Source organism: Serratia sp. NPDC087055 (genome assembly GCF_044900985.1).
GTDB lineage: Bacteria > Pseudomonadota > Gammaproteobacteria > Enterobacterales > Enterobacteriaceae > Serratia.
In genome coordinates this window covers 2600657-2613096 of sequence record NZ_JBJDOG010000001.1, presented here as the reverse complement: position 1 = coordinate 2613096, position 12440 = coordinate 2600657, and the positions used below count along the sequence as shown (strand labels likewise).

At 53.1% G+C, this 12440-nt stretch carries 9 protein-coding genes; 3 read left to right on the top strand and 6 right to left on the bottom strand.

Annotated elements, in window-relative coordinates; genetic code table 11:
* Positions 1-17: 17 nt before the first annotated feature.
* A complete protein-coding gene (ybaL, locus tag ACI2J2_RS12425) occupies positions 18-1709 on the bottom strand; it encodes a YbaL family putative K(+) efflux transporter (protein ID WP_209636468.1) in 1692 nt (563 codons plus the stop codon).
* A gap of 245 nt (positions 1710-1954) precedes the next feature.
* Positions 1955-3175 (bottom strand): MFS transporter, encoded by a 1221-nt coding sequence (locus tag ACI2J2_RS12420; RefSeq protein ID WP_209636466.1) that lies wholly within the window; start codon positions 3173-3175, stop codon positions 1955-1957.
* Between the two features lie 180 nt (positions 3176-3355).
* Between ACI2J2_RS12420 and ushA the strand changes: the two genes are divergently transcribed.
* Positions 3356-5011, top strand: a complete 1656-nt coding sequence (ushA, locus tag ACI2J2_RS12415; protein WP_400768414.1) for a bifunctional UDP-sugar hydrolase/5'-nucleotidase UshA — start codon at positions 3356-3358, stop codon at positions 5009-5011.
* Positions 5012-5131: 120 nt separating this feature from the next.
* Here ushA and ybaK read toward each other — a convergent pair whose 3' ends face one another.
* The 3 genes from ybaK to copA form a co-directional block, all read right to left on the bottom strand.
* Complete coding sequence (ybaK, locus tag ACI2J2_RS12410; RefSeq protein ID WP_209636462.1) at positions 5132-5611, bottom strand: Cys-tRNA(Pro)/Cys-tRNA(Cys) deacylase YbaK; 480 nt, start codon at positions 5609-5611, stop codon at positions 5132-5134.
* A gap of 225 nt (positions 5612-5836) precedes the next feature.
* Positions 5837-6640 carry a TraB/GumN family protein gene (locus ACI2J2_RS12405; protein WP_265554539.1) on the bottom strand — a complete coding sequence of 268 codons (804 nt, stop codon included), beginning with the start codon at positions 6638-6640 and terminating at the stop codon, positions 5837-5839.
* A gap of 149 nt (positions 6641-6789) precedes the next feature.
* On the bottom strand, positions 6790-9510 hold the full coding sequence (copA, locus tag ACI2J2_RS12400; RefSeq protein ID WP_400768410.1) for a copper-exporting P-type ATPase CopA: 2721 nt from the start codon (positions 9508-9510) through the stop codon (positions 6790-6792).
* A gap of 108 nt (positions 9511-9618) precedes the next feature.
* Here copA and cueR point away from each other — a divergent pair, with 108 nt between their 5' ends.
* Positions 9619-10026: a Cu(I)-responsive transcriptional regulator gene (gene cueR, locus ACI2J2_RS12395; protein WP_209636456.1), complete on the top strand. Its 408-nt coding sequence runs from the start codon at positions 9619-9621 to the stop codon at positions 10024-10026.
* Between the two features lie 140 nt (positions 10027-10166).
* Entirely contained in the window at positions 10167-11936 is a 1770-nt protein-coding gene (locus ACI2J2_RS12390; RefSeq protein ID WP_400768407.1) for a hypothetical protein, read from the top strand.
* 32 nt (positions 11937-11968) lie between these two features.
* Here ACI2J2_RS12390 and ACI2J2_RS12385 read toward each other — a convergent pair whose 3' ends face one another.
* Complete coding sequence (locus ACI2J2_RS12385; RefSeq protein WP_400768404.1) at positions 11969-12439, bottom strand: NfeD family protein; 471 nt, start codon at positions 12437-12439, stop codon at positions 11969-11971.
* Position 12440: the final 1 nt, after the last annotated feature.

The window sequence follows — 12440 nt, the reverse complement described above, 5'->3', positions numbered from 1 at the left end:
CTCGATGACCCGTCACATCAGATCGGACAGCCGCCCATTTTCTCTTCTTCGGTCAGTGTATCCAACTTGAGGATATTCAGCATGCTGTTGGCAATTTCCCGCTCACCCATCACCACCTGATTTGCGCCGCGATCGGAGATATACGCGACTTCATCATCGTAGTGCGCACGGGCGATAATTTCGATGTTTGGCCGTTTGGTCCGCGCAGAGGCCACGATTTCACCGGCCTCATAACCATTAGGTATGGTCAGCAATAACCAACGTGCGCAGTCGAGCCGTGCCAGATCCATAATTTCTGGATTGGCGGCATTACCCAGCACCGTTTTGATGCCTTGTTCACGGAGTGCCTCAACCCGTGGGCGCGAATTCTCGATTACCACCAGCGGAATGCCCGCTTCGGCTAATTTGGCCCCCAGCAGGCTGCCAACACGGCCATAGCCCACCACTAGCGCGTGGTTGCACATATCCACCGGGATCTGCTTCTCTTCTTCTACCGCTTCTTCCAGTATCTGATCTTCAATGGTTTCGGTTTTGGCCAGATAACGCTCGAGTAGCGTGAACAGTAACGGATTCAACATAATCGACAAGATGGCCCCGGCCAGCACCAAATTACGACCGTGTTCTGACATCATGCCCAGCGTGATCCCAAGGCCAGCCAGAATGAAGGCGAACTCACCGATTTGTGCGAGGCTGGCAGAAATGGTCAGCGCGGTGCGTTTGGAGTGACCGAACATTTTCACCAGCAGGAAGGCTGCTAGCGATTTACCGAACACGATAATTGCCAGCGTTGCCAATACCGCCAGAGGCTCGTTGATCAAAATCATTGGATCAAACAGCATGCCGACCGATACAAAGAACAGGACGGCAAAGGCATCGCGAAGCGGTAAGGTGTCGTGGGCCGCTCGATGGCTCAGCTCCGACTCATTTAGCACCATACCGGCAAAGAATGCCCCCAGTGCAAATGAAACGTCGAACAGTTTCACTGCGCCATAGGCAATGCCGAGTGCCAGCGCCAATACGGCCAGAGTAAACAGCTCGCGGGAGCCGGTACTGGCGGTTTTCGCCAGGATCCACGGCACCAGGCGACGGCCAACCACAATCATCAGCGCGATAAAGGCGATAACTTTACCAATGGTCATTGCCAATTCAATCAGCAACTGGCCGCTGCTGGCGTTGTTATTGCCCAGCATATTGCCGAACGCGGGCAGTAACACCAGCGTCAGCACCATCGCCAGATCTTCGACGATCAGCCAGCCGATGGCGATTTGCCCGCGTTGGCTATCGATCAACTGGCGTTCCTCCAGTGCCCGCAGTAGCACCACGGTACTGGCTGTGGACAGACAGAGACCAAACACCAGACCGGAAATCAAATCCCAGCCCAACAGCTTCGACAATCCCATACCCAGCAAGGTGGCGACGGCAATCTGTGCCACGGCACCGGGAATGGCAATATGTTTTACTGCGAGGAGGTCTTTAAGAGAGAAATGGAGGCCAACACCGAACATCAACAGAATCACGCCGATTTCCGCGAGTTCCGGTGCCAGCGAGGTGTCGGCAACAAAACCGGGGGTAAAAGGGCCAGCGAGCACACCTGCGGCAAGGTACCCCACCAGCGGGGAGATGCGCAGGCGATTCGCCAGCATACCGAGGAGGAAGGCGAGTACTAACCCTCCGACAATGGTGGTGATTAACGGTGTTGAATTATGCATCCAGACTCCTTCTAGCTATGCATGGCAGCAGAGGGGAAACGCAACAAAGTTACGAAAAGATACATTTAGTTTATTGCATTTGTTCGCGTTGCGCTTAGCTAAATTGAGCTATTTTGTGAAAAAGCAGAGGATTCCGTCTTTTACTAGCCAATGAGGGGATTTAACACTTAATAAGTCAAATAACATGGATTTGTGTTGAGGAAGACCCGGTTGAATGGCAGCATTCAACCGGTGTTAAAGCAGGGTTATTGCGAGTTATGGTCGATATTGGGCAGTAATGCAGTGATAATGCCGATTAACGGCAGGAAAGCGCATATTTGATAGACTAACTCGATGCTGGTCAAATCTGCGACATAACCAAGAACTGCCGCGCCTAACCCGCCCATACCAAAGGCAAAGCCGAAGAATAAACCGGAAACCATGCCGACTTTACCCGGAATAAGCTCTTGGGCATAAACCAGAATGGCGGAGAACGCTGACGCGAGGATTACTCCTATAAACACCGTCAAAATGCCGGTCCAATAGAGTGATGCGTAGGGTAAAACAAGTGTGAAGGGGGCTGCGCCGAGGATTGAGCCCCAAATGACACGTTTTCTTCCTATCTTGTCACCTATCGGGCCACCAATAATGGTTCCTGCCGCCACGGCGAAGAGGAATGCAAATAAATGGAACTGGGCATTTTGCACTGAAACACCGAACTTATGCATCAAATAAAAGGTGTAATAGCTGCTTATGCTCGCCAGGTAGAAGTATTTGGAGAAAATCAGTATCAGCAGAATGCCAATGGCATAGGTAACGGTACGTTTTGGCAGCTGTTTCACTGAAGAGGCCGTTTTAGGCTGACCTTTTGTTGCCCGATGCTGCAGCTGGTACCATTTGCTGACCTGCAATAACACGACGATAGCTAACAGTGCCGCTAATGAAAACCAGGCGACGTTACCCTTGCCATAAGGCGCGATAATCAACGCTGCCAGCAGTGGCCCAAGGGAACTGCCAAAGTTACCGCCAACCTGGAACAGCGACTGCGCCAGGCCATGTCGACCACCGGAAGCCATGCGTGCTACGCGAGAGGACTCCGGGTGGAACACCGAAGAGCCGGTGCCAACCAGTGCCGCTGCCAGCAGAACCAGCGGGAAGGTATTGGCGACAGACAGCAACAGTAACCCGCACAGGGTAAAGCCCATGCCGATCGGCAGCGAATACGGCTGCGGATGCTTATCCGTGTAGTAGCCAATCAGGGGTTGCAATAAAGACGCCGTTAGCTGATAGGTCAGCGTAATCATACCTATCTGTACGAAACTGAGGCTGAAGTCGGCTTGTAGAATCGGGTAAATCGCCAGGATCAGCGATTGAATCATATCGTTAAGCAGGTGAGAGACGCTGATGGCACCAAGAATCGAGAATGCAGTCCCTTTAACCGCGCTGCCTTTGGCCGGTGGCATGGCAGTATCGCTACGGTCGGTCATTTTATTATTAGCCTGGTAAGTTTTAGAGGACAGAGCAGATATCTTAGCAAGTTGGTCAATATTTGCCATATCCGACATAATTTGACGCACATCGCAAAAAATTGAAATTAGTTGCCTTCGTTTCGCGCTACACTTTCGTCCATCTCAAAAAAACAGTTAATAATCATATGGAGTTCCGCCATGCGCTTTTCGTTCAAGACCACCGCATGCGCCTTGGCTGTGTCCCTGACTTTCCTGTCGGGAGCCGCCAGCGCCTGGGAAAAGGATAAGACCTACGACATCACCATTTTGCACACCAACGATCACCACGGTCATTTTTGGCAGAACGATCACGGTGAGTATGGCTTGGGCGCTCAGAAGACGTTGGTCGACAGCATTCGCCAGGATGTTGCAGCCAAAGGCGGGAGTCTACTACTGCTGTCGGGCGGTGATATCAATACCGGTGTACCTGAGTCAGACCTGCAAGATGCCGAGCCGGACTTTCGCGGCATGAATCTGGTGGGCTACGATGCGATGGCGATTGGCAACCATGAATTCGACAATCCACTCAGCGTATTGCGCCAACAAGAAAAGTGGGCGACCTTCCCGCTGTTGTCGGCCAACATTTATCAGAAAAGCACCCAACAACGCTTATTTAAACCCTATGCCTTATTTGATAAGCAGGGCATCAAGATCGCAGTTATCGGCCTGACGACCGATGATACAGCCAAGATTGGTAACCCGGAATATTTCACCGACATCGAGTTCCGCGTGCCAGCGCAGGAAGCCAAACAGGTGGTCGAGCAATTGCGTAAGGACGAAAAGCCGGACGTGATTATCGCTGCGACCCATATGGGTCATTATGATGACGGTCAGCACGGTTCCAACGCGCCTGGCGACGTCGAAATGGCGCGCAGCCTGCCTGCCGGCTATCTGGACATGATTGTCGGTGGCCACTCGCAGGATCCTGTGTGCATGGCCAGTGAGAACCACAAGCAGGTGGATTATGTGCCGGGCACGCCGTGCTCGCCGGATCGTCAGAACGGCACCTGGATCGTGCAGGCGCATGAGTGGGGTAAGTATGTGGGCCGCGCCGATTTCCAGTTCCGTAACGGCGAGCTGAAGCTGATGCATTATCAACTGATCCCGGTCAACCTGAAGAAAAAGGTAGAGAAAGCCGACGGTACCAGTGAACGCGTGTATTACACCCAGCAGATCGCAGAAGATCCGTCGATGATGAAGCTGCTGACGCCGTTCCAGGAGAAGGGCAAGGCGCAACTGGACGTGAAAATTGGCAGCGTGAACGGCAAGTTGGAGGGCGATCGCAGCAAGGTGCGTTTCGTACAGACCAATCTGGCGCGCGTGCTGCTGGCTGCGCAAATGGAACGTGCTGAAGCTGACTTTGCGGTGATGAGTGGGGGTGGTGTACGTGACTCGATTGAGGGGGGCGACATTACCTACAAGAACGTGCTGAAGGTACAGCCATTTGGCAATACGTTGGTCTACGTCGAGATGAAAGGCAGCGACGTAGAGAAATACCTGGCGGTAGTGGCCAATATGAAAGTGGATTCCGGGGCCTACGCGCAGTTTGCCAATGTCAGCTTGACGGCGGACGGCCAACAGGGTGTCAGCAATGTCAAAATCAACGGTGAGCCGCTACAGGCTGATAAAACGTACCGCATGGCGACCCTGAACTTCAATGCGTTGGGCGGTGATGGCTATCCGAAGCTGGATACCCTGCCGAGCTATGTTAATACCGGTTTTATCGATGCTGAAGTGCTGAAGCAATATATCGAGAAGCACTCACCGCTGGATGCGGCGGCGTATGAGCCGAAGGGTGAGATCGTCTATCAGTAAGTTTTACCCTTCATCGTCAACGTTGTCTCTGCGGTGGCTGTGCCCGCTCGCCCCGTCTCATCGTTATATCTATGAGACGGGGGACTTACACGGGGGGCTGGGGCAGATGTTCCCGGCTGTTCAGTCGCGTTTGGCGATATCGGCGAAGCTACCTGAAAGTAATCGACACAGGTCTTCTGCGGCTAGCTCGATATCCAACCCGCGTTTGCCGCCAGAGACGTAAATGGTGGCGAACTGTTGCGCAGGGCTGTCGATTACCGTCGGCAGCCGTTTTTTCTGCCCCAGTGGGCTGATGCCCCCCACCAGATAACCTGTAACACGCTGAGCCAACAGCGGATCGGCCATTTCAGCTTTCTTCGCACCCAGCGCGCGGGCGACCTTTTTCAGATCTAATTGAGTGGCGACCGGGGTAACCGCGACGGCCAGGTGCTTGGCATCGCCATTCAGTGCTACCAGCAGCGTTTTATAGACGCGGTCGGCATCCAGCCCAAGCTTCTGTACTGCTTCATCGCCGAAATGGGTTTCTGCACTGTCGTGATGGTACGGATGAAGGGTAAATGCGACCTTTTGTTTCTCAAGCAGGATCACTGCGGGCGTCATGGTATTTTCCTCTTTCCCCCTGAGGGGAAGTTGTAAGGCGAGGCAACAAAATTACAAAAATATAACGGTAACAGCAACCTGAGAGACTGTTACGTAAAGCGGGTTGCCAATATGTTCACTAGGTTGCTACCCTGTCTATTGTAACCGTTAACACGGTTGCTATGCGTATAACTAAAATACAAGAAATTCCTCTTTGACTGGCCAGTAGCGATATTGGCCACTTTTTTACTCTGCTTGCAGCATCGCTGGCAGGTTATCTTCGCCGTACAAATGCAGCGCACCTACCGCTACCACGTAATTACCCGCCGGCAATCTCTCCAGTTTTTGTCGCCAGTCGCGATTGCGCTGATGCATCAACACATCATACAAACCCGCGCTGAACGTAGCGGGCAGGGTTTCCAGTGCGCCTCTGGGTTTTGCATCCAACCACCAACTCACCATGGTTTGCAGCAGGCGGGCGTTGGTGTGCCAGTGTTCCAACGTATCGCGCAACAACGCCATGCCGCCTTCCGGTAACTGTTCCAGCATCGCCAACTGTTGCTGTGCACCTTCTAACTCGATCACCTTTTTATGCTGCGCCCTGGCGGCCTGCAATAACTGATAATCCACCCCGTACTCGGCACGCAGGCCAAGCCGCTGAGCCTGTCGTGCCTGCATCATCAGCGCCACTTGCCAGCCGGGCAGAGTAGAGAATGCTTCTGCATCCGTGCCCAATTCCTGGCATAGCGTTAATAACTGCTGGAACTCGGGTTCGGAGAGTCTTTGTTCAAGTTCCGGTTGCCGTTCAACGTGGTCAAAAGGAGAGGCGGAGTCGGTGATATCGGCTTCAACAATCAAGGCATCTGCTTGCTTGAGGCGCGCGGCCAGTTTAGCGGGCAGCGGGGCCATATCCACCGTGCCCATATGAATACTGCCGACCAAATGGAACTGGCGATCGCCAGGCAAGCGGATGTCGAGTGCCGGGTAAGCGTAGGTCATGGGGGAAATCAGACCGAAAAAGGCAGCGATACGACGTAACAGTTGACCCATACAACGTGACTCCTGGAGAACTTGTTCGCCTTTCAGCTTGAAAGGGAATTTTCCCCATGCTAAACGCTAACCGGCATACAAGAAAGCCTGAAGAGTGAAGGAATTATCTCAAAGGAAACGGGGCGCAGTGATTTGCGCCCCGCCGGCATTCAGCGTTTGGGTTTAAAACGCAGCAACCGGTTGGCGTTACTGACGACGGTGATAGAAGACAACGCCATCGCGGCACCCGCGACCACCGGGCTGAGCAGGGTACCTGTCAGCGGATACAGGACGCCGGCGGCAATAGGAATGCCGAGCGTGTTGTAAATAAAGGCCCCGAGCAGGTTTTGCTTCATATTCCGCAGCGTGGCTTTAGACAGTTCCAGCGCATCGGCAACGCCGTTCAGGCTGTGACGCATCAGGGTGATGGCGGCGGTTTCAATCGCGATATCGCTGCCACTGCCCATTGCGATGCCGACATCGGCCTGCGCCAGCGCCGGGGCATCGTTGATGCCGTCGCCGATCATGGCTACCCGGTGGCCCTGTGCCTGCAACCGTTTAATGGCCTCGGCTTTACCGTCAGGAAGCACACCGGCAATGACCTGGTCGATACCGGCCTCTTTGGCAATGGCGTTAGCCGTCACCGGGTTATCACCGGTCAGCATCACCAGTTGATAGCCCTGACGATGCAAGCGCTGCAGCGCCTCAACGCTGTCGTTACGCAGGGGATCACGGATGGCAATCAGCGCAGCGGGTTTACCGTCGACAGCCAGCAATACTGGCGTAATACCGCGTTCCGCTTGTTGCTGCATCTGAGTATCCAGCTCAGCGGTGATCGCAACCTGATGCTGTTGCAGCAGTGCCGCATTGCCTAGCAGGAGCTTCACGCCGTCCACTTCGCCACTGACGCCGGCGCCGCGCAGGGTGCGGAACTTCTCAACCTGCGGCAACGCTTGTTCACCGGCATGATCCACGATGGCCCGTGCCAAAGGGTGGCTGGCACCTTGTTCCAACGCGGCAGCCCAAGACACCGCCTGTTGCTCGCTTATCGGGGCAAAGGTGCGGATCTCCACTACGCGTGGCTGGCCTTCTGTCAGAGTACCGGTCTTATCGAAGACCAATGTGTCCAGCTGGCTGGCTTGCTGCAATGCATCGGCATCGCGTACCAGCACGCCAAATTCCGCAGCGCGTCCTACGCCAGAGATAATCGACATCGGCGTTGCCAGCCCTAGCGCACAAGGGCAGGCAATAATCAGCACCGTGGTGGCGATCACCAGCGTGTAAACCAATTGCGGCTGCGGGCCAAAGATGTACCAAACTGCGGCGCTTAACAGCGCGATGGCGACGACTGCGGGGACGAATACCGCAGAAATACGGTCCGCCAGTTGGCCAATCTCTGGCTTGCTGCTTTGCGCCTGACGTACCAACTTAATGATGCGCGCCAGTGTGGTTTTGCTGCCGATAGCGCCTGCTCGAAACAAGACGGTGCCATCATCGACTACCGTACCGGCATGAACGGTGTCGCCAATGCTTTTCTGCTGGGGGACTGCCTCGCCGGTCAGCATCGCTTCGTCCAGCCAGACTTCACCTTGAATGATCTCACCGTCAACCGGGACACGATCACCGGTAGTCAGCCGCAATGTCATACCAAGCTGCACTTGCGCTAACGGAATACTCTTCTCACCCTCTTCGGTTACCTGTCGTGCCGTCGGCGGTGTCAGATCCAACAGCCGTTCCAACGCCTGTGATGAACGCTGGCGAGCGCGCTGTTCCAGCGCATGACCCAGATTAATCAAACCGATGATCATGGCGCTGGCTTCGTAATACAGATGCCGCGCCGCCATTGGGAAGAAATCTGGCCACAGGTTTACGCTGATCGAATATAACCAGGCCGCACCGGTACCCAGCGCCACCAGCGTGTCCATGGTCGCGCTGCCGTTCATCAACGCGCGCCAGGCATTACGGTAGAAGTGCCCGCCGGCAAACACCATGACGGCCAGGGTTATGAGGCCGACCAGCAACCATGGGCGCTGCGTTTCCGGCGTCAGCGACATGCTGCCACCGAACACCCCCCATGCCATCAACGGAATACCCAGCGCCAGCCCCAGCGCGGCCTGCCAACGGAAGCGCTTCATGTTAGCCTGCACAGTCTGCTGTTGGCGTTCGCGGCGTTCGGTTTCGTCCTGGATCATTTCTGCGCCGTAGCCGGCTTTTTCGACTGCGGCGACCAGTGTTTGCGGATCGGCACTGCCAGTGATTAACGCACTGCGCTCTGCCAAGTTAACGCGTGCTTGCGCTACGCCCGGTACGTTCTGCAGCGCATTTTGAACTTTACTGACGCAACTGGCGCAGCTCATGCCGCTGAGCAGCAGCTGCACGCTGTCATCATCATCATTGTGGGTTACCGGAAGGGAATGCGGGGCCGCTGCCTGGGTTTCCGGCAAAGTTGGCGCTGTTTCAGTCAACGGCTCAGATTTTGGGGGGATGATGGCTCCGGTAACGCTGGCATGATATCCGGCGTCCTCAACCGCGGCGATCAGCGCCTCGGGAGCGGCATCGCCATAAACCTTAGCGCTATCAATGCTGACGTCGGCGGCGATCACACCCGGCACGGCTTCCAGCGCTTTGCGCGTGCTGGCGGCGCAGTGCATGCAGCTCAGGCCATTCAACTGCAGTTCGGTATCTGCCTGTTGCGCCACAGCGGCCTGATAGCCGGCGGCAATCACGCTATCAATCAGTGCCTGACTTGGCGCATCGCCAGTGACCTTGGCGTAATGGACATTAACCTCTGCCTGTTCAACATCGTTGCGGCTTTCCAGGGCTTTTTTCACCCGTTGTGCGCAATTCATGCAGGTTAGCCCCTGCAATGCCAGCACGGTAGTTTGTGACATGATTCGATTCCCTCGCTCAAGTGCGGTGTTTAAAGGTTGACCGCTTGACCTGTTTTCACTAAGAATGAAGCTTAAACCTTCCAGCAAGGGGAAGGTCAAGGGGGAAGAATGAATATCAGCGACGTGGCAAAAAAAACCGGCTTAACCAGCAAGGCAATTCGCTTTTATGAAGAAAAAGGCCTGGTGACTGCACCAATCCGAACCGATAACGGGTATCGCAGCTACAGCCCGAAGCACATCGAAGAGCTGACGTTGCTACGCCAGGCGCGGCAGGTGGGGTTTAACCTGGACGAGTGCGGCGAACTGGTCGGGTTGTTCAACGATCCGGGCCGTCACAGCGCCGATGTGAAAGCGCGCACGTTGCAAAAGGTGGCGGATATTGAAAAGCACATTGCCGAATTGGGTGAGATGCGCCAGCGTTTATTGGCGCTGGCGGATCAATGCCCAGGCGATGACGGAGCAGACTGCCCAATCATTAATAATTTAGCGGGGTGCTGCCATACAGAGAAAAGGTAAAAGAGGCAGTGACTATCAGCTAGATTACTGAGATTTTGTCCGCTGAACAGTCATACAACCTATCTACATTCTTCCCTGCTGAAACACCTCTTATTGTTGCTATGTCCATGAGGACTTCACTCACTAAGAGGTTTTCTGTTATGAATACTTGCCCTGATATCGCAACATTACGAACCCTTATCCCAGCCACTGCTGGGGAGTCCATCGAGGTTGTCTCTTACTATCCTGATTGGCACGGAGAAGATAAGTTACAATCTGGCGGCGGGGTTTTCATCGCATCTAATGATCCCGGCCTTATTGATGATGCAGGTATTTATATAAAGCCTAATTCACAGTGGACATGGATTCGTGTATTGAACAGCCACTCTCTGGTATCACCAAATATGTTTGGTGCGCGAGGGAATGGTATTGCAGATGATACCCGTGCGCTAACCGCGGCTTTTTTGACGGCGTATGACACCGTTTGCCAACAGGGTGCGACCTACATGACGTCCGACACCGTGCGGATTAAAAATGGGACGCCTAATAAGAAAGTTATTAATCTTAATGGGGCAACCATTAAGGCTAAACCCGGTCATCTGAAACCATTTTTTGCCAACCAAACCTCTACACCTGAAGCCTATGATTATTTACATGGCGTGGAAATGTTTGGCGGTATGTTATATGGCTGGGTAAAGCGTGAAAGTGTTTATCATCAGGTGTCTGCACATAACGGCTTTGTTGCTGGGGATAAAAGTTATTTTTACCATATGACTGTGCGGGGATTCTGTGACGGTATGGTATTGATGGGCAACTCCGTCGCTTTTGATGTGAATATTGATGAGTGTCGAGATAATTTAGTTGTCGTTAAAAACAATGACAATGTGGTCAGTAATATCACCGGTGGTTATTGTCTTGGTGATGGTATTTTAGTGAAAGGTAGTAAAAATATTGTAGCTAAAGTCACTATTGTTGGGGCCGGGATCCCGGCCAGTACTTTTGAACCGGGTTATTTATCTGGTGCTATTATTGCCTTTGGGCAGGATAGTAAATTCGATGGAACCACTTCAGATTGTTATGTCATTGATGTTAAATGCGGGACCTGGGGTGGGGGTGGTGTCATTGTAGATGGTGAAAATAATTTTTGTGAAAATGTTGAGGCCGGGGACTGTTACTATCTTGAACAAACAAATGCTTCTGCGATTTTAAATGGCGCGCCGGCGGTGTATACCGGCGGTAGCAAACACCGTATTAATAATGTTACTGTGGGGCACTGTATTCGAGGGGTGGAAATACATGACGGCTCAAAAAATAATCTCATTGATAATATTTCTATCGCATCATGCCGAGTACACCCAGGATTAAGTGCATCTGGTACGCAGTCGGGTAGTCGCATCGGAAAGTTAACTTTTGAGCGTCTTGTTGGCAATAAGGCTTTAGATCTTAATATGAGTGATCTGGTTATAGATTTGTTGACGGTTAATGAATATGCAAGCCCCTTCGGCAGTGGCGGAAGTCTTTGCAGTATTAAGAAACCAGTGTCAATTGGTAGCTTGATATTTAACAGCAAGTCGGCAAATAACATGCTGCCGTTAGTGTTGATGGAAGCGAATGCTAACATTGATAATCTTATTGTGACTAATAACAAGTCCGTTTGTTTGCAAACTACAGCAAGCGTCACCCAATTGCCGCAGAATTTGACCATTCATCAAACGACAGACGCCATTGACTCAGCGGTTAAATTATTTGGAGACGGGGATTCGCTTGTTAAAACTTGGCAGATTAAAGGGAATCCCACAGTTCTTCCGAGTATTCGAGGTGCAGATACAAAATTAACTATTGAACACTATCCATCTGACAGTCTACCGTGGAGGGTAACTTATCCTGCCACCTCAAAAGTCATCATTCTCAGTTCGGAATTAATAGTATAAATAAAGCAAGCCGGGGTTACCCGGCTTGTTCGTTAACGAGATTGTTGGGGCAGTGCACGGATCGCCAGAGTGATGCCTTCGACGGCGATCACTTCTACCTCGGTGCCTACGGCCAGGTCTTCACTGGCTTGTGCGCGCCAACTGCTGTCGCCGATGTTAATGCGACCCATGCCATTGTGCATCGGTTCTGTCAGCGTGGCGCGGGTGCCAATCAACTGACGGTTACGCTGATTTAGCACCTGTGAACCGCTAGAGGGCGCCGATGGGCGTTGACGCAGCCAGTACCACCACAGGTAGGCCACGACCACCGTCAGCACCGAAAAAATAACCCCCTGCCACTCCCAGGCCAACTGCGGTAACAGCCAGACGATTGCACCGACCACTACCGCAGACACACCGCTCCATAACAGGTAACCACTGGCACCAAGCATTTCTGCCGCCAGCAGCAGCCCACCGAGGGAAAGCCAGAACCAATGCGGGTTTGCTGCAATTTGCTCAAGCATG